A 22,237-nucleotide genomic window follows, 5' to 3' on the forward strand; every position below is an offset into this window, starting at 1 on the left:
TCCACATCTTAGATCCCCGATAAAAATCGGGGCAGGCTCTGAAATAAATTCAGGATGACGATATTAAAAACTTTCAAAAGACCTTTTTTTGTGGAGAAAGAATCACAAAGTGTAGGAAAATAAAATTATAAATGGATTCACTAACTCAAATAGTACTAGGTGCCGCGGTAGGCGAAGCCGTCCTCGGTAAGAAAGTAGGGAATAAAGCAATGCTCTACGGCGCAATTGCGGGTACTATCCCAGACCTGGACACTTTTGCCAGTGCTTTTACCGATACTATTACCGCTATAGAAATCCATCGGGGGTTTACTCATTCTATTGCGTTTTCGATACTTTTTGCACCTGTTTTTGGCTGGCTAATTTCGAAAATTGAAAGGAAGTCGATCGCTACCTGGCAAAACTGGTCGTGGTTAATGTTTTGGGGCTTTTTTACGCATCCGTTGTTAGATTCGCATACTACCTGGGGCACGCAGTTGTTTTGGCCGCTGGAGACCCGCCTGGCGTACAAGAATATTTTTGTGATAGATCCGCTATACACTTTGCCGTTTCTTGTGTTTCTGATCCTGGCAATGCGGGAAAAACGGGGAACCACTAAAAGGCGAAAATTCAATAACCTGGGCCTTATAATTAGTAGTATTTATTTACTGATTATTACCCCGGCTTTAAAACTTTATACCTACAATAAATTTATCGGGGCACTCGATAATCAGAAAATTTCCTATAAAAAAATAGAAACCAAACCTTCACCCTTAAATGCTATTTTATGGTCGGCCAATGTAGAGGTGGATGATGCTTATTTAATCGGTAATTATTCGGTTTTTGATACACAACCAATCGATTTTGTTTCGCATCCTAAGAACCACAATTTGCTGGGCGATTGGAGCGAAAAACGAAATGTAAAACGCCTGATCAAAATTTCTGAAGGCTGGTATACGATCTCTGAAAAAGAAGGAGAAATCTACTTTAACGATCTACGTTTCGGAACCTTGAGCCCGGTAGCTAAAACCGATGCCGACTTCGCTTTTAGCTATAAACTGATTGAAGAAAACGGCGAAATCAAAGCCATAGAAACCGAAAAAACCCGGGGCGATGCAAAAGAATTATTATCGCAGTTGGGAAACCGAATATTGGGGAATTAGGTGTTTCTGGGAGTGGTTTTTAAAAAGAACGAAGAACCTAGAGAAAAGAATAAAGAAAATAGATAAAACATTCGTGTATTCGTGGCAGAATCAACATTGAAGCTAATTTTATAGGTCACAGGTCAATACACTCTTTCTACAAAATAATTATGGTTTATTAGAATCATTTCTCAATTTCATTATCCAGTTCGGTTTCAGGGATTATTTCTCCTTTATTTGACTGACTAATTCCGTTTTCTATCTTTTCAATTAATATCAGGCGTTCTACCAGCTCGTCAATCGAGAACGTGTCTGGGAGTTTTTCAATTTCTTCTTTTAATTTACTCTTAGTAAGCATTTTTTCATCATTTTAAAGCTAATTACAAGATACAATTTTAAATTTATTGAGATGACTTTCCCCAAAATCCCATATCGGATATTCGTGAATTTGTGGTAACCCTAAACTCCAACCCATTTCTTTAGAAACCTTATCTTTATTGAAAATTCCCATTTTCTATGAAACACTTAATTTCACTTGCCTTTACTTTTTTATTTATTTCCGCCTTATCGGCCCAACAGAATTCAAAAAACCTAGATTCGATAATCAGCAAAATTGAAGATCATAAAGCCTACGACAGGGAGGAATTTCCGTTAGGACTTTATACCGAAGAATATTATAAAGAGGAAGCTGAATTTGCCGAAAAACGTATAGAAGAACTTCAGGAGATCAATGCCGATTCTCTAAGCGAAACGGAACAGATCTCACTGGAAATGCTAAAATTCAAGCTTCAGGAAACGATAGATCGTTATAAATATGAAGCCTATTTGAATCCATTGCTTTCAGATTCCGGTTTTCATTTAAGCCTGGCTTACCAGGTGCGCGACTTGAATAATTATTCCCAGGTAAAAGCCTATTTGAATAAGTTGAATTCGATCCCTGTTTATGTAGATCAGCATTTTGCTTTGTTACGTGAAGGACTGCAAAAAGGAAATACCCAACCCCGGGTGATTTTTGAAGGCTATGAATCTACGTATAATGACCAAATCGTGGAAGATCCAAAAGAAAGTTATTTCTATGAACCTTTTGAAAATCTTCCAGGGATACTTTCCGAAGGGCAAAAGGATTCGGTTTTAACGGCTGCAGAAAATGCGATTGCCAATAATGTGATTCCGCAGTTTAAAAGAATTAAAGATTTTTTTGAAACCGAATATCTGCCAGAAACACGAACAAGTTTAGGTGTTTCTGAAATCCCAAACGGTCGTGAATATTATCAAAACCGACTGGATTATTATACCACTTTAGACCTGAGTGCGGAAGAAATTCACCAGATTGGTCTAGAGGAAGTAGCACGGATTAATTCAGAAATGAAGAAGATTATTGCCGAGGTTGAATTTGACGGGAGTTTCGAGGAATTCATCCATTTTTTAAGAACCGATGAGCAATTTTACGCCAGGACAGGCGAAGAATTATTAAAGGAAGCCCGCGACATTGCCAAGCGAATTGACGCAAAACTTCCGGTTTATTTTAAAACCTTACCGAGAAAACCTTATGGCGTAGCAAAAGTCCCCGATGCTATTGCTCCCAAATATACCACAGGTCGGTATATTGGTGCTTCAGATGAAACCCAACCGGGCTATTACTGGGTGAATACTTATAATTTGTCTAATCGTCCGTTATACGTGTTGCCATCTTTAACCGCACACGAAGCGGTGCCGGGTCATCACTTGCAAAATGCGCTTAATGCTGAACTGGGAGACAGTATACCTAAATTCCGCAGGAATATGTATTTATCGGCTTATGGAGAAGGTTGGGGCTTATATTCCGAATTTTTAGCTGAAGATATGGGGATTTATACCACGCCTTATGAACTTTTTGGAAAACTCACCTACGAGCAGTGGCGCGCCTGTCGCCTGGTGATCGATACCGGGATTCACGCTATGGGTTGGAGCAGGGAAGAAGCGGTTGAGTATTTTGAGAAAAATACCGCGCTTTCCATGCATAATATCAATACCGAAGTAGATCGCTATATTTCCTGGCCGGGACAGGCGGTTTCTTATAAAATTGGGGAGATTAAAATCAGGGAATTGCGTAAAAAAGCAGAAGAAGCCTTAGGTACCGATTTTAATATTCGCGATTTCCACGAGGTGATTTTGGAGCAGGGAGTTGTTACGCTTCCGATTCTGGAGAAAAGGGTTAATGCTTTTATTAAAAGTAGACAAAAAAAGTAGTGTTGCTAAATTAAATGATTAAACCTCTTCAGTCTGGATCCCGAAGAGGTTTTTCTTAATCTTTTTATCAGGTTTTTCTTAATTCTTTTTACCGGTTAATTTAACGATTGGTCTTTCGTGATTTTTATAGGTGATTTCTACGTTTACCTTTTTTTGATCTTCTACCAATTCCCGCGCTTTTTGTGATTCAATAGTATTTCCTTTATAATAAAAGATTGCACCATCTGCCAATAATTTTTCAAAGGTAGGTGGAGAGGGTGGGGTTTGAGGTTTGGGCGGTGGCGGAGGAAGAATTTCAAATCTAATTTTTTCGGCTTTATTTTTTTGCTCTGTAGTCATTCGACTTCTTATAAACATTATACGGTTGGCATCTTCTTGTTTCATTTTGAACTCCTCTTCAGGAATGGAATTATAAAACTTAACCAGCCTGTTGTGTTCTGCAATCATTTCAGGAGTGGCTTTTTCCTGTTCTGTTTGTTTAGAAGTACAGGTAGCCACACTTCCTTCCAGTTTATTTTCAGCCATTAAATGAATAAGGTCTTTCATAATGGAAGGTGAAGAATTTTCAGCAACTTCAATCTGGTATAAAGTATAATTTCTCTTTTTAATGTGTTTATCCAATTCTTCTATGGGAATTTTATTCTCTTGCAAAAAGAGTTGCCCGTCGTTATCTACTTCCAGGATGAGAATGTTGGAGTTAGCAGTCGTAACTTGTCTGGAATTCATTTCCTTCTCCAATGTTTCTTTATTGCTGAAGCTAAATAACAAAATGGAAATTAGGGGTAAGATCAACAACCCCTTTACTAAAATAGTTGATTTCGATGTGTGTGTTTTCATAATTGTAAAACGTTTTTTGATTGATGAATAATTAATAGGATTTACAAGATCACTTTGTAAATGTCCCGATGAAAATGATAATAATGTATATTGATATCCTGCTGTTTGAATTCCTTCTTTAATAACAGCTTTGTCTGCCAGAAATTCGTGATTAAGCTTAACGGCATCCTTCAAAAGAATTATGAGGGGATTAATCCAGAAAATAATTTGAAAGAGTTCCAGGAGCAGGACATCAAGGCTGTGCTTTTGTTGAGCATGAGCTTCTTCGTGTATAATCACTTCCTTCGGTATTTGCTCCTGCGCGTATTTCTTTCTGTTTAAAAAGATATAGCTGAAAAAGGTATGCGGATCAATTTTCTCGCTTAAAAGAATCCTCGTGCAACCTCCCTTTTTTATCTTCGGATTTGTTTTGATTTTTAACAGCAGCTCCCTAAGATTTCTGATAAATTTTAGACTGAAAAAAATCACTCCCATGGCATAAATGGTCCACAAGATGAAAGGCAGGTAATCTGTAAAAGATCTGTTTTCTGCTACTGAAGCTTCTTCAGAAAAAGTAAATAAAATTGGTTCAAAATTTCCTGGGCCCGGTTCAACATAAGTGGTAATTGTGACGAGAGGGATCCCAACCGATGCTACTACTGCAAAGAGTAAATAGAAACGTTTGAAAATGTGCATATTCTCCTTTTCGAGAAGCAGCTTGTAAAAAAGAAGCAAAGTAGCCAGGATCGCTACAGATTTTAAGATGTACCACTCCATAACTACTTTTTTTTTATTTCGTTATCTATTAACCTCTTTAAGTCCTCCAACTCTTCCTTGCTTAAATTGGTTTCTTTTGTGAAAAATGATGCAAACTGGGAGGCAGAATCATTGAAAAAATTTTTAATTATTCCATTAAACTGTTTGGAAAAATAATCCTTCTTTTTCACCAATGGAAAGTATTCCCGGGAACGGCCATATTGTTTGTAGTCCACGAAATTTTTGTCCTGGATTCTTTTTAAAAGTGTTGCGATAGTGGTAGGTGCGGGTTTAGGTTCCGGATAAGCATCTATAAGGTCTTTCATAAAGGCTTTTTCCTGTTTCCAGAGGATTTGCATTAATTGTTCTTCAGATTTTGAAAGACTCATTTTTCTACAAGTTTAGATCGTTCTCTACAAATGTAGAATAAATATTTATTTCTACAAACATAGAATTAAATATATTTTCAAATCCTGAGTTAATCACCAGAGTTCTTATGAGAATGTTATTTGAGGAAACCTGTATAGTTGACGAAATGATTGAATTAAATTTAAAATTCCTGGTATAAATTAAAAGTTTAATCCCTCATTGAGGGTTTAATTCCCCGAGGCTTGCCTCGAAATTATAAAATAGTTATCCAATTCATACCTCGTGTGCTTGCCCCGAGGTTCTTGATTTCATACAGAATTTCTTATCTTGGTAATAAATCTTCCCGCTATGAAAACCGTGGAAATCAGAAAAAAAATTAATTGAGGAAATAAACCTGACCGGCAATAATGACTTGCTGGAGGAACTTTACCGTTATTTAAATCGGGAGAATAAAATCCAGACAACTTACAAACTGAGCGACGAACAAAATTCTGCAATAAAGGAAGCTCGTGAACAAATTATAAATGGAGATTATTTGACCAATGAGCAAGCTGATAAGGAAACCGAAGAATGGATGCGCAAATAATTTATTCCAAAAGAGCTCCTGAAGTATTCGGGGAATAGAAATAAATCTAAAGTTTATAGCAGAAGACTGGCTACATTATTTAAAGGAGATATGAAAAATGTAATAAAATTTGAAGTTTTACTAGTTGATAAATATGGAAAAAAGGGAACGCAAGAAAGGGATCAATACGATGCAGGATCCCTGGATTTCCGACTTGAAATAATTTTGAAAGAAGCCAGGAAATAAGCTAATCTCACCCGGGAACAACATGCAGAGCCCACTGGGGCTAAAAAAAGTTATATTTCAAGAATCGAGCGTGGCCTAAGCGATATTCAAATATCTACCTACCAAAAATTAATTGAGATTGGATTGGAAAAGCAACTTAGTATTTCAATCAGATAGAAAAAGTGGTTTGATTAAAAACCTACCTTCGCAGCTTCAAAAATCACCAATGAATTTAGAAAAAGAAATAAGGGATCGCAGCGATAGCTCCTGCGAACTTTGTAGTTCTAATTGCTTAAAACCTCTTTTCGCTCATCGCTTTCTATAATTCCATCTCGAAGACGAATAATTCTATGAGCGTGCTTGGCGACTTCTTCTTCGTGAGTAACCAAAATTACGGTATTTCCTGCGGCATGGATCTCATCAAAAAGATTCATGATTTCTAATGAAGTTTTTGAATCCAGATTACCCGTAGGTTCATCGGCAAGGATTATGGAAGGTTTATTAACCAAAGCCCTTCCTACGGCAACCCTTTGGCGCTGCCCACCCGAAAGCTGATTGGGTTTATGGTCCATCCTGTCCCCAAGCCCTACGTCTGTTAAAACCTCCTCTGCACGTTTAATTCGGTCTGTTTTACTGTAACCGGCATAGATCATTGGTAAAGCAACATTTTCAAGCGCGGTGGTCCTGGGAAGCAGGTTGAAAGTTTGAAAAACAAATCCGATCTCCTTATTCCTAATTTCAGCGAGTTCATCGTCACTCATTTGGCTTGCATCTTTTCCATTCAGAATATAGCGTCCGGAAGTTGGCGTGTCAAGACAGCCCAGCAAGTTCATTAAGGTAGATTTTCCTGAACCGGAAGGTCCCATAATTGCAACATATTCGCCTCTGTCAATATCCAGATCGATGCCTTTTAGAACTTTTACGATCTCATTTCCCAACGGAAAATCCCTGGTAATTTGCCTGATTTCAATGACTTTACTCATGCAGAAATAATTTTGTGCTGATAGGACGCGGAATAGCCGTTTTTGTTACAACCTGATTCTAAAATGCTGTCGCGCCTGTTCTTTCCTAAAAAACACGAGTCCGAGGAAAAAAGTATCTATACTCACCCTTACTTCGGGATGAGCCTTAATTTCATCCCAGGCAGCTTCCATTCCGGGAGACCAGTGAATATCATCCAAAACAAAAACCGAATCATTATGAGCTGTGGGTAGCAATTGATGGAAATATTTTAAAGTCGCTTCTTTGGTATGGTGCCCGTCGAAATATATAAGATCAAAAGTGGTTTGTGGTTTGTGGTTTGTGGTTTGGTGTTTATTGTTTGTTGTTTTTAGTTGTGTTCTTTCTAAATTTCCTGAACTTTCGGTTTTTGTTTTATTTTGTGGATGGGTTAAAATTCTGGAAAGTATTTCCTCAAACTCCCCCACAACAAGCTTTACATTGTTAATGCCAAATTTATTTAGCTGGTGTCGGGCTACATCAGCGGTTTGCGGGCAACCTTCAATACTGATTAGGCTGCTTTTTTTGTTGGCAGCAAGGGCCGCAGCACCAATTCCCAGGGAAGTCCCAAGTTCAAGGTTATTCTTACATTCTAAATAATTTACCAACCGAAATAAAAACCTGGCTCTTTTCTTCGGAATTCCAACATTTTTGGCAATCGCTGAGATCGTACGCTCATTAGAAGTAAACACCCTGCTCCCGGCACCGAAATCAGTAACTTTAATCTTTTTATGGTTTTTTAAAAGGTCTTTTCGGTATTCGTTTAGAAGCTTATATTCTTTGTGTTTTTTCTTATCATAAAAACAATTGGTCACCAAATCATATACAAAAGGGGAATGCAACCCATGTTGGTTTTGGGATTTGAATAGGAATTTTATGAATGATTTTAATTGCACTTTCAGTTCTCAGTTCTCAGTTCTCAGTTCTCAGTTGTGTGTTTTCGGTTTTTCTATGTTTTCCAGTTCTTTTCTACGTACTGAATAAACGAATAAATTTTACCTCCCAAAAGATCGTATTTTGTTCTTAAGTCTTTATTTCCGCGATTTCGTATAATTCATCAATCATCTCTAGTTGAGATAAACATTCTAGAAGCGAGGCATGGGCATAAATCAAAAACTTTATAAAATCCTGTTTGTAAACCCTTCTTCCGTAGCCTTCAACAATATTGTCTTTAATACTTTTTGAAGACCTTCTTACCTGGCTGCCTTGCTCGTATAATTCGGCCAGGCTTCAATATTTTCAAACTTTTCAATTTTCCCCATAATCCCCAATTTTTATACTAACTAAAAATACAAGAATTTTTAAACACCAAACACCAAACACCAAACACCAAACACCAAACACCAAACACCAAACACCAAATTACTGCCACCTGCCAACTGCCAACTGAATTCTACTCCGCCTTCGCCCCAAGCTCAAACCAGCGCTCGGTTTTTTCTTCAATCTGGTCTTCTATCTTTTTTAGTTCAACTGAATTTTCTGCCACTTTTTCGCCGGTGAGGTCCTGAAGGAATTTCTGCTGAATTTCCTCTTTTTTCTTCTCGAGTTTTGCGATTTCTTTCTCAAGTTTTCCGAATTCTTTCTGTTCGTTATAATTCAGGTTGCTTCCTGAACTGGTCTTTTTCCAGTCTTTTTTATTGTCTTTTTGGTTGGTAGATTGGGTTTCTTCTTTAGTTTCCGCAGATGCGCTTTCTTCATATTCACGATAATCACTATAATTACCCGGGAAATCCTGAACTTCGGCATTTCCCTGAAATACGAACAGGTGATCTACGATCTTATCCATAAAATACCTGTCGTGCGAAACCACTACCAAACAACCCGGAAAGTCCAGCAGGAAGCTCTCCAGCACGTTTAATGTAACGATATCAAGATCGTTGGTAGGCTCATCCAGGATCAGGAAATTAGGGTTTTGAATAAGCACCGTACACAGGTAAAGTCGTTTTCGCTCCCCACCGCTTAGTTTTTCAACAAAATCGTATTGTTTTTTACGATCGAATAAAAAGCGCTCTAAAAGCTGCTGTGCCGAAATCTGACGGCCTTTTTTTAATGGAATATACTCACCAAACTCCCTAATTACCTCGATAACTTTCTGGCCGGGTTTTATGTTGATACCTGCCTGGGTATAATAACCAAACTTTATGGTTTCGCCAATAACCACTTTTCCGGCATCGGGTTTTATAGCTCCGGTAAGAATATTCAGAAAAGTAGATTTTCCGGTCCCGTTTTTACCAATTATTCCTATTCGTTCCCCACGCTTAAAATTATAACTGAAATTTTTTAATAGCTCATTATCTTCAAAAGATTTCCCGATATTATGGAGCTCCACGATCTTGCTGCCCATCCGTTCCATATTGAGCTCCAGCTGTACCTCGTGATCCTGACGGCGTTTGTGGGCCCTGTCTTTAATATCCTGGAAATCGTCTATCCTGGATTTCGATTTTGTGGTACGCGCTTTGGGTTGGCGGCGCATCCAGTCCAGTTCTTTTTTGTATAGTTGCTTGGCTTTATCGGTATTTACAGCTTCCTGAGCCATTCGGGCATCTTTTTTATCCAGGTAATAACCGTAATTTCCTTTGTAGGTATAAAGTTGGCCGTGATCAAGCTCCACGATTTCATTACAAACCCGTTCCAGGAAATACCTGTCGTGAGTTACCATAAAAATGGTGAAATTCTCTTTCTTAAAATATTCTTCCAACCATTCGATCATATCCAGATCCAGGTGGTTGGTAGGCTCATCCATAATAATGAAATTGGGCTTTTGCAGCAGCATTACCGTTAGGGCAAGTCGCTTTTTTTGTCCTCCGGAAAGATATTTAACCTCTTTAGAAAGATCGTCCAGCTTCAGTTTAAAAAGGATTTGTTTGTACTGGGTTTCAAAATCCCAGGCCTGCGCGGCGTCCATCTCTTCAAAAGCCTTCTGATAGGCATCAGCATCATTGGGATTTTTAAGCGCTTTTTCGTAGCGGTTTATGATATTCAAAATTTCGTTATCTGAAGAAAATATAGTTTCTTCCACCGTTAAATTAGGATCTAAATTGGGTTCCTGCGGAAGAAAAGCGGTGGTGATATCCTTTCTATACACCACTTTTCCGGCATCGGGTGAATCGAAACCTGCCAGAATATTTAGGAGGGACGTTTTCCCGGTTCCGTTTTTGGCGATAAACCCTACTTTTTGGCCTTCATTAATTCCGAAGGAAATATCTTCAAATAATACAAGTTCGCCATAGGCTTTGGCAATATTTTCTACACTTAAATAATTCACAGACTTGAGTTTTGTGCAAAATAAAAGGAAAATTGCGACTTAATTTTATTATTGGCCTACAAAAACTATATTTGTTAAAACTATCTAAATTAAGATGGCGCCTATAGGCATGAAAGTGCACTTGGTCGACTTGCTTCATCTAGATGTCCTGAATCTATAGTAAAATATGCTGAAGAGATACTATTTAATTCTAATTTTACTGGCGGGAGTTTTAAGTTTCTCGTCCTGTATTTCTGCTAAAAAGACCACTTATCTTCAGGATAATGACGAAAGGCTGGATAGTGTTATTCAAATTCAACAACTCAAAAAGCCGTATCGTATTCAAACCGGAGACCTTTTAAGTATTCGGGTAAAAGCCCTTGATCAGGAATTGGTTGGGATGTTTAATCCGGTTGGAGAAGCAAATCCCAATGCCACTACAGAAGAGGCAGTTTATTTTGACGGATTTACGGTAGACGATCACGGGAATATACGCGTCCCTACTTTAGGCGAGGTAAATGTTTTAGGTTATACCGAAAGGGAGATAAGGGAGAAAATTGAAGCGCTGTTATTAGAAAATTATTTTAAGCAGGAAGCCAATATTTTTGTGACCGTGAAGCTCGCAGGAATAAGATACACCACCCTGGGTGAAATAGGCACCGGCAGCCAGGTAATTTATAAAGAAAAAGTGACGATAATGGAAGCCGTGGCCAATGCCGGCGGAATTTCCGAATATGGCGATATGGAAAATGTAAAGATTATCAGGCAATATCCCGAGGGGGAAAAGATTCATCTAATAGACCTAACCGATATCGATGCTACGAAAAGTGCATATTATTACATTCAACCCAACGATCTTATTTTAGTTAATGCCCTACCGCAAAAAGCAATAGGACTGGGAACTACCGGGTTGGAGATATTTAGAACAGGTGTGACAATTTTATCTTTTATTACCACGGCAATATTATTATCTAGCAGGATTTAAATGGCGCATGAAGACGATCACATATCAGACGTAGGCTCAACCTTTGATTTTAAAGGTTTTGTACTTAAAGTGATAAGCTACTGGAAGTTGATCTTACTTTCGGTGGGGATAAGTCTGGCCGTAGCCTATTATAACAATGTGCGAAAATTACCGGTTTACAACCTTGGGAATTCCATTTCCATAAAAGACGATCAAAATCCTTTTTTTACCAGTAATACCAGTTTAACCTTTAACTGGGGAGGGACTTCAGATAAGGTGAATACTGCGATGACGATCTTAAGATCGCGTTCTCATAATGAGGAGGTGGTAGAAAAACTTCAGTTTTATACACAGTATTTAAAAGACGGAGAATATCAACGTATAGATGCTTATGGCAGTACGCCCTTTAAAGTAGTTGCAGATACTACTATGGCTCAGGCTTTAAATGTAACGATGGTAATTACATTTTTGGATTCTGTAACCTACAATTTGAAAGCGAAAGTGCCGGCAGGTTTGAGCCTTCAGAATTATAAAACCAAGGAAAAATCATACCGGGAGGTAGACCCAAAAGAATTCAGTAAAAATTATAAGTCGGGCGAACAGGTGCGACTTCCATTTTTTAACGGAAATATTCTTAGAGTCGAACAGCCATTACAGGCGGGGACCCCGTTTTACGTGAGTTTTATGAATTTTGACTCCGCCGTAGGGAGATACCGAGGTGTAAATGTAAGCCCGGAGTCTCAGGGTTCTTCGGTGTTGAAGATGAGTCAAACCGGAGGAAATAAAGCCCGGATTGTTGATTATCTAAACGGAACTGTGCGAGTGCTTAGCGAGAATATGCTGGCGCGGAAAAACCTTTTTGCTACCAAAACCATTCGGTTTATAGATTCCAGTTTAGCTGTACAATCTGAAGCTTTAAAACTGGTAGAAGCAGAGCTGAATCAATTTAGGAATGAAAACGCGATTATGGATATTTCTGCGGAAAGTTCCCAGCTTTCCAACCGGCTTTCGACCTTAGACCTTCGGAAAGAAGATATCAGGCGGCAACTTTCTTACTACGAAACCTTAAGAAATTACCTTGAAACCCGGAACGATTACTCCAATGTACCCGCACCTTCGGTAGCCGGAATTTCAGAAGGAAGTATAGCCAGTGGGGTTTCCCGAATTATTTCCCTTGCTGAAGAAAGAAGTAATTATCAGTATTCATTAAAAGAAAACTCCCCGGTTTTTGACGATATAGACCGACAGATAAATTCGGTTAAGTCAATTTTACTGGAGAATATTAGTTCCTCAAAAGGCTTATTGCAGGATGAGCAAAGGGATATTAACCGGCAAATCGCCCGCTTGGAATCTGAAATAAGTACCCTTCCGCAGGAAGAACAGGACTTGCTTAAAATTCAGCGTCGTTACAGTCTTAACGAGAAATCTTACAATATGTTCCTCGAGAAGAGGAGCGAGGCGGGGCTTATAAAGGCTGCGAACGTAAGCGATGTGATGGTGATCGATTCGGCTAAAGATACCGGTGGCGGACAGATAGGTCCGAATACCCAACTTAACTATGTAATGGCCGTGCTGGTTGGGGGCGTGATTCCGTTAACTTTTGTGTTTTTATTGGTTTTCCTGAATACCAACATTCACAATGCGCAAGAAGTAACCCGTTTATCCCCAATTCCTATTCTTGGGATGATAGGAAAAAGTAAAATGGACTCGAACCTGGTGGTTTTTAGCAATCCGAAATCTTCTATTGCTGAAGGGTTTAGGGGCTTGCGATCCAGTCTTCAGTTTATGTATAAAAAACAGGGCGTTACCGGATCTAAAACACTGTTGATTACCTCTTCGGTTTCCGGGGAAGGAAAAACCTTCTGCGCGATGAACCTGGCGACGGTTTTCGCTTTAAGTGAACGAAAAACGGTGCTGGTAGGAGTCGATTTAAGAAAGCCGAAGATCTTTGATGATTTTCAGCTGAATAATGATTTGGGGGTAGTGAATTACCTTATAGACCAGTCTAGCAGCGAGGAGATTATTCAACAGAGTAAAATTCCCTATCTCGACGTTATTACCGCCGGGCCGGTACCTCCAAACCCTTCAGAATTATTGATCAACGAGCAGATGGATAAGTTGATGGAGGAATTAAAACAGAAATACGATTATATCATTTTGGATACCCCTCCAATTGGAATGGTTGCCGATGCTTTAAACCTGGTAAAATACGCCGATGCTACAATTTATTTGGTACGTCAGGATTATACTAAACGCGGGATGTTGGAATCTATAAACGAGAAATACCACAAAGGCGAAATTAAGAACATCAGTTTTGTATTAAACCACTTCGTACATCGCGCCAAATACGGCTATGGTTATGGCTATGGTTACGGCTATGGTTATGGCTACGGCTATGGGTACAACCGTTATTCTAAAGGCTACGTAGAAAAATCTGATCCCACCCGAAAATTAAAACGCTGGTGGAAAAAGGCGATGCGGAATTTTGAATAAAGTTGGTAGTCTGTAGACGTTAGTCTTTAGTAATATCTAATTCAAAACATCATTATGGAAAATTCGTTAAGTTTTAAATTTGAAAATTTAAAGGTTTATCAAAAAGCCCTGGACTTTGTAGATTTAGCTTATGCAGTCTCCCGAAATTTTCCTAATTCTGAATTATACAATCTTACTTCACAATTTAAACGAGCAGCTGTTTCGATACCCTTGAATATAGCAGAAGGAGCAGGTGATACTAATGCTCAATTTAATCGGTTTTTAGAAATTGCCAGTGGGTCGGTTAAGGAATGTGTGGTGTGTTCTACAATTGCGAACAGACAGAAGTTTATTAGTGATGCGCAAAATATGGAGAATCGCATAAAATTAGCAGAGCTTTGAAAGATGATCAGTAGTTTGAAGCGGTATTTGAAGAAATGAAAGTAGTTAGTAATCTTTATATTACGAATAACTAAAGTCTAACGCCTACCGACTAAAGACTTCTGTTCTTTGAAAGTTAATATTAATAGAAGTCAGATTTCAATAAGCATTCAAATTCGTATATTAGAATAAACTTATTTCATTATGGATTTACAAACCCGCAAGCTTAATTTAATAACTTATCTGGCTCAACTTCAGGATGAAAAACTCATTTCCAAAATAGAAGATTATATTCTGAAGAAGAATTCTAATGAAAAAAATGCTGATTTGGACCCTTTCACTATTGAAGAATTAATAAGTCGAGTAGAAAAATCTGAACAAGATTATAAACAGGGCAGATTTAAAACCCAAAAGGAATTAGAAAAATTGTCGGAAAATTGGTAGGGCATTATGAAAATTATTTGGTCTGATTTTGCCATTTATAATTTGAAAGCCATTTTTGAATACTACGCTGTAAACGCAAACAAAAAAGTTGCTCATAAATTAAGAAAGCAGATCTTGCAATCTACAGATCGACTTATTAAAAATCCGGAATCTGGACAAATTGAAACTTATTTAGTAAAATTTCAGAAGAATCACCGATATATTTTAAGTGGAAATTATAAGATTATTTATAGAATTGAAAATGATACAATAATAATCAACGATGTTTTTGATGTACGGCAGAACCCTGACAAAATAAATGTAGATTAGTGTTTAATAGCATTTTTTTCTAACATCTTTTCGCCACGAATACACGAATATTTTTCAGTCTTTTTTCTTGACTCTTTTCTCTTGTTTCATTTCGTCATTACGAGCGACGAAAGAGCGTGGTAATCTTTAGAAAGGAAGCTTTTGCAAAATTATTTGGACAGATTGCTTCAGTCGTTCTTCCTTCGCAATGACGATTTTTTCTTAACGTCATTACGAGCGTACGAAGGAGCGCGGTAATCTTTTGAATAGAAGTACTACCCAAACTGTTCTCGACTCCGCTCGAACTGACAGGGGAGTTCGTTATGAATACAAGAATATTCTTTAGTCTTTTTTCTTGCCTCTTTTCTCTTGCTTCTTTTTCTAATCCCCCATCAACAACCCCGTATTAATCCACTGCCAAATATGAAAGCTACTTTGGTTGTCCCCGGCTTTATAATTACTCCATTCCTTTTGCAATTCTCCAAAATCAAACCAATTTGCAACCCTGGAATATCTAAGCTTTTCTAAATTTTCTTCTGTAAAATCTTTCAGCTCATTACCCAGCCATTCCCGTTGTGGAGTTTGCAGAGGTCGCTTTGGCGCATAACTCAAATCTTGAGGAGCTATTTCTTTAAGTATTTCACGGATTAAATATTTTTGAATCCCATTGTGAATTTTATAATCTTCAGGTTGGGAAAAGGCAAATTCTACCATTCTGTAATCCAGGAAGGGTTCCCGCAATTCTGTGCTATAAGCCATAGAAATCCGGTCGTTGAATCTTAACGCACGTGGTATTTTCGTGTAAAAAAGGTCCCGGTATTGCAGGTTTTGCAAATTATTGTCGAATGGGGTAGGATACACCGGTTTTTTAGCCAAATGTCTGAATTCATCGTTTAAAACTTTTAAGCGAAACGGACTGCCTTTTCCGGTTCCCTGAATGGTTGCAGTGTTTCCGGAATTTTGATAATAATCATAACCGGCCCATTGCTCGTCCATTCCCTGCCCGTCAAGCAGAACTTTTACTCCGTCTTTTTGAGCGGTTTCAAACAATGCAGCATAGGCTAAAGTGGGCAGGCCGGCATAAGGTTCATCCTGGATATCGCTTAAGAACTGAGCTTTTTCAATTACATCGCTGGGTTGAATTTTTACTTTTGTTAGCGGGTTCTGAGTAGTTTTAATCATTTTCTGAACCCAGGGGAGCTCATCATAATTTTCGTCACCGGTATAAAAGGTATAAGCCTGAATATGTTTGTTTTCGTGAAGTCGGTTCACCAAAGCCAGTAAAAGCGAGCTATCCACTCCGCCACTAATGTTAAAACCAATAGGAACATCGGCTCTAAATCTTAGGGAAATACTATCGGTTAAAATTTCAGAATAAGATTTCTTAGCCTCTTCAAAAGATAAAATTTCAGAATGTTTAGACAGGTTTTTCTCAAAATCATACCACTTCCTAATTTTTAAATTTCCTGCCTGATATTCCAGAAAATGCCCTCCCGAAAGCTGAGATATATCATCATAGAAAGTCTCTGAAGGCATCCCGTAAGAACCGAAAGCAAAATAGTTGACCCATACCTGTTCATTAGGTTGATTTGACTTTAAAAGGCTTCTTATGGCTTTAATTTCACTGCTGAAATAGAAATTCTGGTTTTCTTCGGAATAAAAAAATGGTTTTACCCCGAACCTGTCCCGGGCAGCAAAAAGTTTTTTCTCCCTACTATCCCAAATAGCGAAAGCAAACATTCCATTTAGTTTATCGAGGCAGGATTTTCCCCAAACGATAAAGGCCGCCAGTAAGACTTCTGTATCAGATTCTGTTTTAAAGTCATAATGAGCTTTTAATTCCTGTTTTAATTCTTTGTAATTATAGATCTCCCCATTAAATGTAAGGTGATAGCGCCCAGAATTATCTTTAAATGGCTGATTGGCTTTTGCTGAAAGGTCAATAATGGAAAGTCGGTTATGCCCCAGGGCGCAATAGCCGGGATCAACATAATTCCCTGTATGGTCCGGGCCACGATGCTGCTGAAGTTTCAGCATTTGCTGAACCTTTTCAATATTAGCCGTTGCTGAAATAATTCCTGCGATTCCGCACATTTTTTCTATATTTTATACGTCATCCTGAATTTATTTCAGGATCTAAGCTGTTCTAAAGTAATAACATGTTAGAATCCCGAAGTAAATTCGGGATAAACCTGAAACAATCCCGAAACCTCGGGACAGCCTGACGAGTTAACCCCGCCGGGATAACTCTCAATTTTTTAATCTTTCCAACATGTCTTGCGCTTTTCTCCAATCTTCCGGGGTATCAATATTAACATAAGGGGAAGCTGAGGTATCTATAAAACCTATCCTCTTACCAAAAAGGGAATTTTCATTTAAAAGCACTTCTGTTTTAGTAATATAAATCGCCCCATCCCTGTGATAAGCTTTTGGTAGATCCTGTCTTCGGCTTATAATTTCCTTTTCACCGGTAACGATTTTTAAGGACCCTTCGCTTTCTTCAAAAATCCAATGCGGATTATATTCTTCAGGCACTTCCCTTACCGTAACCAGCGAATCAAAATTATTGTCCTGAAATTTCAGGATACATTCATCTATAAGTCCGGGTTCTCGAAATGGCGTGGTTACCTGCAGCAAACATATCGCATCAAATTGAATTCCCTTGTCCAGGTAATAATTTACTGCATGTTTCACAACCTCCAGGCTGGAACTGGAATCTTCAGCCAGATTATCGGGACGTTTAAAAGGAACTTCAAGCTCAAGCTGTTTTGCAATTTGAATAATATTCTCGTCGTCAGAGCTCAGGATAACTTTATTTAAAAGCTTTGAGTTTTTTGCTGCTTCAAAAGTGTACTGCAACAATGGTTTGCCCCCTAGAAGTTTAATGTTTTTACCGGGAATTCCTTTACTGCCGCCCCGGGCAGGGATTAGGCCTAGAATTTTCATACTGACGCAGGTCTTTAAATTTTAATAGGTAATTGTTTTACTATAGGTTAATTTTGAAGTGGCTAAAATTTCAGCAATCTTTTTCCCTGAATCTCCTTTTCCATAGATATCTGATGATTCAAAATGATCGGTTCGGATTGCGTTTTCGGTCGCCTCTAAAATTTCATCTAAATTATAGTTTACATCGGTTACATTCGTGGCTCGATTGCGGCGAAATTGCCGGTTTCCAATGTTAACCACTGGCACCCCTAAATAAGCACACTCCCTTAACCCGGCACTGGAATTCCCCACCAGGGCTTTAGAATTTTTTAAAAGCCTTAAGAAATCGGTAGGTTCCATATTTTTAAAGAAATGTATATTTTCCGGCTTTTCCAGTTCCCTGAAAGTTCGTATTGCGTTGGATGTCCCGTCAGATCCCGCATCTACATTAGGCCAAAACCAAAATGTAGGGATATCTAATTTTTTAATCGCTTTCAGGGTTTCGGTAACATGTGCTTTTGCCTGTTGATATTCGGTAGTAACCGGATGTTGCATCACCACAATATAGCCTGCTTTCCAGTTAAGTTCAGAACCAACTCCCCCGTATTTTTCAATGGGATCAAAATCAAGAAATGGATATTCTGAAATCTCTTTCGCCAGGTCTATAGACGGGCAGCCGGTATTGATCACTTTTTCAGGATTCTCTCCCAATTTTATTACGCGTTCTTTGGCATCCTCTGAAGCTACCAGGTGAAGATCGGCCAGTTTAGTGTTGGCATGCCTAACTTTTTCGTCGATACTTCCCGTAACCTCGCCTCCCTGAATGTGAACTAAGGGTATATTTTGATAAGATGCTGCTATTGAAGTAGCGATGGTTTCAAACCGGTCGGCAATGGTTATTACCGCATCGGGTTTTAGGTTGTAAAAAACATTGGTAAGCTCCATTACCCCCAGGCCGGTGGTCTTGGCCATCGTGGTAGGATTTTCCCCTTCCAGCACCATAAAAACCTTCGCCGCAATTTCAAATCCGTCTTTTTCAATAAAATCTACCGCGTTTCCATATCGATCCAGTAAGGCCGATCCTGCAATTACCAGTTGTAGTTCAAGGTCGGGATGTTGCTGTATTGCTGTAAGGGCAGTTTTTATCCGACTGTAGGAAGGTCGGGCGGTAACGACAACGCATATCTTTCTTTTGGGCATGTATTGGGTTTTGATAAGTAGCTTAAAAGTATAAAAAATGTTTGGATCGTCTTTCTTGGATTTTTAATAGTTGATTATTTGCAATCTTGCTTTGTTCATTTTTTTGCTTGTCCAAAAAAACGAACCAAAAAAAAGACACTTTTTTGTAGGTGTTTCCGGTTCGCTACCGCGAATCAGAACCGTGATTTTCCGGCTAAATTTTCTCCAAGGCTTCGAAAATTTTTAACGCCGGAAAAACACTACACTTACCAAAAAGAAAGATAAAAAAGTCATTTAAAAATACATTAATAGTAGCGACTTAGGAGTGTGCTAATCTTTTGCTCGGAAGGCTGTTATCGCTAAAGTAGCAATTCTGTTGGTAAATGTTATTATTTAGAGCATCTATGGGACACGAATATTTTTTAGTCTTTTCTCTTGATTCTTGTTTCTTGTTTCCTTTTGCCGGTTGTAGTTTTTATTTTACTGCAAACTGGGACTGTGCATTGTAAACTGGAAAAGCCACGAATACACGAATATTTTTTAGTCTTGTCTCTTGTTTCCTTTTGCCCCTGCAAACTGGGACTGCGCACTGTAAACTAAAAAGCCACGAATCCACGAATATTTTCTAATCTTTTCTCTTGATTCTTGCCTCTTATTTTTTTCCGTCATTACGAGCGACGCAGGAGCGCGGTAATCTTTAGAAAGGAAGCTTTTTGTAAAATTAGAACAGATTGCTTCAGTCGTGCCTCCATCGCAATGACGATTTTTCATGAATCAGTCGATAGTCTGTAGCTGTTAGTCGTTAGAGCTTAAATGTAAAAAACTACCGTCTAATGTCTAAAGACTATATCAATAAAAGTTTTCGCCACCAATACACGAATATTTTTTAGTCTTGTCTCTTGTTTCCTTTTGCCGGTTGTAGTTTTTATTTTACTGCAAACTGGGACTGCGCACTGTAAACTGAAAAGCCACCAATACACGAATATTTTCTAATCTTGTCTCTTGATTCTTGTCTCTTATTTTTTCCGTCATTACGGGCGACGCAGGAGCGCGGTAATCTTTAGAAAGGAAGCTTTTTGTAAAATTAGAACAGATTGCTTCAGTCGTGCCTCCATCGCAATGACGATTTTTCATGAATCAGTCGATAGTCTGTAGCTGTTAGTCGTTAGAGCTTAAATGTAAAAAACTACCGTCTAATGTCTAAAGACTATATCAATAAAAGTTTTCGCCACGAATACACGAATATTTTAGTCTTGTCTCTTGATTCTTGTCTCTTATTTTCTTTTGCCCCTGCAAACTGGGACTGTGCATTGTAAACTGAAAAGCCACCAATACACGAATATTTTTTAGTCTTGTCTCTTGTTTCCTTTTGCCGGTTGTAGTTTTTATTTTACTGCAAACTGGGACTGCGCACTGTAAACTGAAAAGCCACGAATCCACGAATATTTTTTTAGTCTTTTCTCTTGATTCTTGTATCCTGTCTTTTCAAGTCATTACGAGACCCGTGATATAAAATTTTATCTAGTGTAGGAAAATGACATTTCGAGCAAAGCGAGTTTTAAACTCCGTGTGTGAGTGTAGAAAATCAGCAGCGTTAATAATTTTTGAAAGCTTGTCCTGAGTGGAGTCGAAGGGCCCTGGAAAAAATTTAGCTGCTGATTTGCGGTTTTTTGGCCTTGTTGCCAAAAAAACACCTCCACATAGGGCGCCCTTTTTTGTTTCGTTTTTTGGGCGAGCAAAAAATGAAAAAGGAAACTTCCAAACCAGGTAAGTTTTTTTTTGAATTATAAAAATATAAAAACAAACCTAAATAAGAGGGTTTTAAAAATACGTCAATATTAGCAACGCAGTAGCTTGGTAATCTTTAGAAAGAAAGCTTTTTGCAAAATTTGGACAGATTGCTTCAGTCGTGTCTCCATCACAATGACGATTTTTGATGATTCAGTCGATAGTCTATAGCTATTAGACGTTAGAGTTATGGAAAAACTACCGTCTCCCGTCTAAAGACTACCTGCTAAATATAATTTTCAATATATTTGAGTTTCGGGCCTGGCCTAATTAACCCCAAAGTATATCTTTTGAAAAAATCAAAACACAGTTCTTACCGTGAAAAAGAAATTCCTTTGTTCTATTGGAGTGAGATCAAATTTATTTTTAGGGAAAAGGAGAATTATGGTGATTTGCTTTCTAAATACCTGGTGGAAAAAATTAGCGGAAAACCGGTGAAATTTGTTCAGCCTAAAAAGCAGCCCTGGTATAAAATGAACAAAACCAATTTTCTTGCGGTGGGTAGTATTCTACACCACGCAACTAAGCACAGTATTGTTTGGGGTAGTGGAATTATAGACCACGAGCAGAAAATTGCTGAAGCCGATTTCAGAGCGGTGCGAGGGTCACAAACCAGGGATTTCTTATTGAAGTTGGGCTATAATTGTCCCGAGGTATATGGAGATCCGGCGCTTTTATTGCCGAAATATTACAATCCACAAATAGAGAAAAAATATAAGATTGGGGTTATTCCGCATTATCACGATTATAAAATAGCGGTAAATCTTTTTCAGAAGGATCCTGAAATAAAAGTAATCGATCTGCTCACAATGGATGTGGAAGAGGTGACCAGGGAAATTTTAAGCTGTGAAAATATAATTTCTTCTTCCCTCCACGGATTGATCGTTGCTCACGCCTATAGGATTCCGGCGCTTTGGGTTGAGTTTTCTGATAAGATCTTCGGAAATGGGATAAAGTATGTAGATTATTTCGAATCCTTAAAATTTCCTGTTTATAAAGCCGAATTTGTCAAGGATAGCAAGACTGCTGAAGAATTGCTCCAGTTAATGAAGGAGAAACCACTTTTACCTGAAACTCAACAATTAGAAAAAATCCAGAAAGGCTTGCTGGAAAGCTGTCCTTTTTCTTTAGGCTTGAGTTGATGAGCCCCATTCCTCGATACAAATTCAATCTTGCTACCGCCAATTGAATTCACTCAGACTGACTTCTCTATCAAGCTTCGGGTCACCATTTATATGGCGTAAAAGTGGCATATAAGTTATAGATGCGCAAAGCAACAAATAATAATATATTAATAATGATCGTTGTAATGAACAAAATTAGTTATTTTATTGATTTCTACCGTCACTTCGATTTCTATGACAAAACCAAGCGATTTTGGTAATATGTTTTGTTTTTAACCAATGCCATAGCAATGTGGATTAACTTGTTTCTTACTGCATTTAATACGCTCATTTTATTTTTCCCTTCTTCAA

20 protein-coding genes and 1 pseudogene are annotated in these 22,237 nt (G+C 38.2%); 11 read left to right on the top strand and 10 right to left on the bottom strand.

What is annotated here, in order from left to right; all coding sequences use genetic code 11:
- The first annotated feature begins 131 nt into the window (after positions 1-131).
- Positions 132-1,139, top strand: coding sequence for a metal-dependent hydrolase (locus LB467_RS02805; protein WP_224472499.1), 1,008 nt, complete (start codon positions 132-134; stop codon positions 1,137-1,139).
- Positions 1,140-1,302: 163 nt separating this feature from the next.
- Here LB467_RS02805 and LB467_RS02810 read toward each other — a convergent pair whose 3' ends face one another.
- Complete coding sequence (locus LB467_RS02810; RefSeq protein WP_224472500.1) at positions 1,303-1,476, bottom strand: hypothetical protein; 174 nt, start codon at positions 1,474-1,476, stop codon at positions 1,303-1,305.
- Between the two features lie 158 nt (positions 1,477-1,634).
- Between LB467_RS02810 and LB467_RS02815 the strand changes: the two genes are divergently transcribed.
- Complete coding sequence (locus tag LB467_RS02815) at positions 1,635-3,347, top strand: DUF885 domain-containing protein (protein WP_224472501.1); 1,713 nt, start codon at positions 1,635-1,637, stop codon at positions 3,345-3,347.
- Positions 3,348-3,425: 78 nt separating this feature from the next.
- On the opposite strand, the gene LB467_RS02820 is transcribed toward LB467_RS02815, so the two are convergent.
- Positions 3,426-4,940, bottom strand: a complete 1,515-nt coding sequence (locus LB467_RS02820) for a M56 family metallopeptidase (RefSeq protein ID WP_224472502.1) — start codon at positions 4,938-4,940, stop codon at positions 3,426-3,428.
- Positions 4,941-4,942: 2 nt separating this feature from the next.
- Positions 4,943-5,308, bottom strand: a complete 366-nt coding sequence (locus LB467_RS02825) for a BlaI/MecI/CopY family transcriptional regulator (protein WP_224472503.1) — start codon at positions 5,306-5,308, stop codon at positions 4,943-4,945.
- Between the two features lie 392 nt (positions 5,309-5,700).
- Between LB467_RS02825 and LB467_RS02830 the strand changes: the two genes are divergently transcribed.
- The 3 genes and pseudogenes from LB467_RS02830 to LB467_RS19015 all read left to right on the top strand — a co-directional run.
- Entirely contained in the window at positions 5,701-5,874 is a 174-nt protein-coding gene (locus LB467_RS02830; RefSeq protein WP_224472504.1) for a hypothetical protein, read from the top strand.
- A gap of 90 nt (positions 5,875-5,964) precedes the next feature.
- Entirely contained in the window at positions 5,965-6,099 is a 135-nt protein-coding gene (locus LB467_RS19160) for a hypothetical protein (RefSeq protein WP_262901611.1), read from the top strand.
- Positions 6,100-6,114: 15 nt separating this feature from the next.
- Positions 6,115-6,255: pseudogene (locus LB467_RS19015) on the top strand (helix-turn-helix domain-containing protein); the annotation flags it as partial.
- 107 nt (positions 6,256-6,362) lie between these two features.
- Here the strand turns inward: LB467_RS19015 and LB467_RS02840 are convergent.
- The 4 genes from LB467_RS02840 to LB467_RS02855 all read right to left on the bottom strand — a co-directional run bounded on the left by LB467_RS02840 (position 6,363) and on the right by LB467_RS02855 (position 10,342).
- Complete coding sequence (locus tag LB467_RS02840; RefSeq protein WP_224472505.1) at positions 6,363-7,061, bottom strand: ABC transporter ATP-binding protein; 699 nt, start codon at positions 7,059-7,061, stop codon at positions 6,363-6,365.
- Between the two features lie 45 nt (positions 7,062-7,106).
- On the bottom strand, positions 7,107-7,919 hold the full coding sequence (locus LB467_RS02845; protein ID WP_224472506.1) for an O-methyltransferase: 813 nt from the start codon (positions 7,917-7,919) through the stop codon (positions 7,107-7,109).
- Positions 7,920-8,100: 181 nt separating this feature from the next.
- Positions 8,101-8,304 carry a four helix bundle protein gene (locus LB467_RS02850; protein WP_224472520.1) on the bottom strand — a complete coding sequence of 68 codons (204 nt, stop codon included), beginning with the start codon at positions 8,302-8,304 and terminating at the stop codon, positions 8,101-8,103.
- Between the two features lie 166 nt (positions 8,305-8,470).
- Complete coding sequence (locus tag LB467_RS02855) at positions 8,471-10,342, bottom strand: ABC-F family ATP-binding cassette domain-containing protein (protein WP_224472507.1); 1,872 nt, start codon at positions 10,340-10,342, stop codon at positions 8,471-8,473.
- Positions 10,343-10,508: 166 nt separating this feature from the next.
- On the opposite strand from LB467_RS02855, the gene LB467_RS02860 reads away from it, so the two are divergent.
- From LB467_RS02860 to LB467_RS02880, 5 genes are all read left to right on the top strand, one after another.
- Positions 10,509-11,306 (top strand): polysaccharide biosynthesis/export family protein, encoded by a 798-nt coding sequence (locus tag LB467_RS02860; protein WP_224472508.1) that lies wholly within the window; start codon positions 10,509-10,511, stop codon positions 11,304-11,306.
- Entirely contained in the window at positions 11,307-13,778 is a 2,472-nt protein-coding gene (locus LB467_RS02865) for a polysaccharide biosynthesis tyrosine autokinase (protein WP_224472509.1), read from the top strand.
- Positions 13,779-13,832: 54 nt separating this feature from the next.
- Positions 13,833-14,159: a four helix bundle protein gene (locus tag LB467_RS02870; RefSeq protein ID WP_224472510.1), complete on the top strand. Its 327-nt coding sequence runs from the start codon at positions 13,833-13,835 to the stop codon at positions 14,157-14,159.
- Between the two features lie 183 nt (positions 14,160-14,342).
- Positions 14,343-14,582 carry a hypothetical protein gene (locus LB467_RS02875; protein WP_224472511.1) on the top strand — a complete coding sequence of 80 codons (240 nt, stop codon included), beginning with the start codon at positions 14,343-14,345 and terminating at the stop codon, positions 14,580-14,582.
- A 6-nt stretch (positions 14,583-14,588) separates the two neighbouring features.
- Positions 14,589-14,891 (top strand): type II toxin-antitoxin system RelE/ParE family toxin, encoded by a 303-nt coding sequence (locus LB467_RS02880; protein WP_224472512.1) that lies wholly within the window; start codon positions 14,589-14,591, stop codon positions 14,889-14,891.
- Positions 14,892-15,251: 360 nt separating this feature from the next.
- Here LB467_RS02880 and asnB read toward each other — a convergent pair whose 3' ends face one another.
- The 3 genes from asnB to neuC all read right to left on the bottom strand — a co-directional run bounded on the left by asnB (position 15,252) and on the right by neuC (position 18,995).
- Positions 15,252-16,964 (bottom strand): asparagine synthase (glutamine-hydrolyzing), encoded by a 1,713-nt coding sequence (gene asnB, locus LB467_RS02885; RefSeq protein ID WP_224472513.1) that lies wholly within the window; start codon positions 16,962-16,964, stop codon positions 15,252-15,254.
- Positions 16,965-17,120: 156 nt separating this feature from the next.
- Positions 17,121-17,816, bottom strand: coding sequence for an acylneuraminate cytidylyltransferase family protein (locus LB467_RS02890; RefSeq protein ID WP_224472514.1), 696 nt, complete (start codon positions 17,814-17,816; stop codon positions 17,121-17,123).
- A 21-nt stretch (positions 17,817-17,837) separates the two neighbouring features.
- On the bottom strand, positions 17,838-18,995 hold the full coding sequence (gene neuC, locus LB467_RS02895; protein WP_224472515.1) for a UDP-N-acetylglucosamine 2-epimerase: 1,158 nt from the start codon (positions 18,993-18,995) through the stop codon (positions 17,838-17,840).
- A gap of 2,057 nt (positions 18,996-21,052) precedes the next feature.
- Here neuC and LB467_RS02900 point away from each other — a divergent pair.
- Positions 21,053-21,904, top strand: coding sequence for a polysaccharide pyruvyl transferase family protein (locus tag LB467_RS02900; RefSeq protein ID WP_224472516.1), 852 nt, complete (start codon positions 21,053-21,055; stop codon positions 21,902-21,904).
- The last annotated feature ends 333 nt before the right edge of the window (positions 21,905-22,237 follow it).

This window comes from Salegentibacter tibetensis (genome assembly GCF_020164485.1).
In the GTDB taxonomy this organism is placed as follows: Bacteria; Bacteroidota; Bacteroidia; order Flavobacteriales; family Flavobacteriaceae; genus Salegentibacter; species Salegentibacter tibetensis.

Excerpts from the sequence above, each read along its gene's own strand:
- LB467_RS02805 (WP_224472499.1), top strand. The coding sequence starts at position 132 with ATGGATTCACTAACTCAAATAGTACTAGGTGCCGCGGTAGGCGAAGCC.
- LB467_RS02810 (WP_224472500.1), bottom strand. The coding sequence starts at position 1,476 with ATGCTTACTAAGAGTAAATTAAAAGAAGAAATTGAAAAACTCCCAGAC.
- LB467_RS02815 (WP_224472501.1), top strand. The coding sequence starts at position 1,635 with ATGAAACACTTAATTTCACTTGCCTTTACTTTTTTATTTATTTCCGCC.
- LB467_RS02820 (WP_224472502.1), bottom strand. The coding sequence starts at position 4,940 with ATGGAGTGGTACATCTTAAAATCTGTAGCGATCCTGGCTACTTTGCTT.
- LB467_RS02825 (WP_224472503.1), bottom strand. The coding sequence starts at position 5,308 with ATGAGTCTTTCAAAATCTGAAGAACAATTAATGCAAATCCTCTGGAAA.
- LB467_RS19160 (WP_262901611.1), top strand. The coding sequence starts at position 5,965 with ATGAAAAATGTAATAAAATTTGAAGTTTTACTAGTTGATAAATATGGA.
- LB467_RS02840 (WP_224472505.1), bottom strand. The coding sequence starts at position 7,061 with ATGAGTAAAGTCATTGAAATCAGGCAAATTACCAGGGATTTTCCGTTG.
- LB467_RS02860 (WP_224472508.1), top strand. The coding sequence starts at position 10,509 with ATGCTGAAGAGATACTATTTAATTCTAATTTTACTGGCGGGAGTTTTA.
- LB467_RS02865 (WP_224472509.1), top strand. The coding sequence starts at position 11,307 with ATGGCGCATGAAGACGATCACATATCAGACGTAGGCTCAACCTTTGAT.
- LB467_RS02870 (WP_224472510.1), top strand. The coding sequence starts at position 13,833 with ATGGAAAATTCGTTAAGTTTTAAATTTGAAAATTTAAAGGTTTATCAA.
- LB467_RS02875 (WP_224472511.1), top strand. The coding sequence starts at position 14,343 with ATGGATTTACAAACCCGCAAGCTTAATTTAATAACTTATCTGGCTCAA.
- LB467_RS02880 (WP_224472512.1), top strand. The coding sequence starts at position 14,589 with ATGAAAATTATTTGGTCTGATTTTGCCATTTATAATTTGAAAGCCATT.
- asnB (WP_224472513.1), bottom strand. The coding sequence starts at position 16,964 with ATGTGCGGAATCGCAGGAATTATTTCAGCAACGGCTAATATTGAAAAG.
- LB467_RS02890 (WP_224472514.1), bottom strand. The coding sequence starts at position 17,816 with ATGAAAATTCTAGGCCTAATCCCTGCCCGGGGCGGCAGTAAAGGAATT.
- neuC (WP_224472515.1), bottom strand. The coding sequence starts at position 18,995 with ATGCCCAAAAGAAAGATATGCGTTGTCGTTACCGCCCGACCTTCCTAC.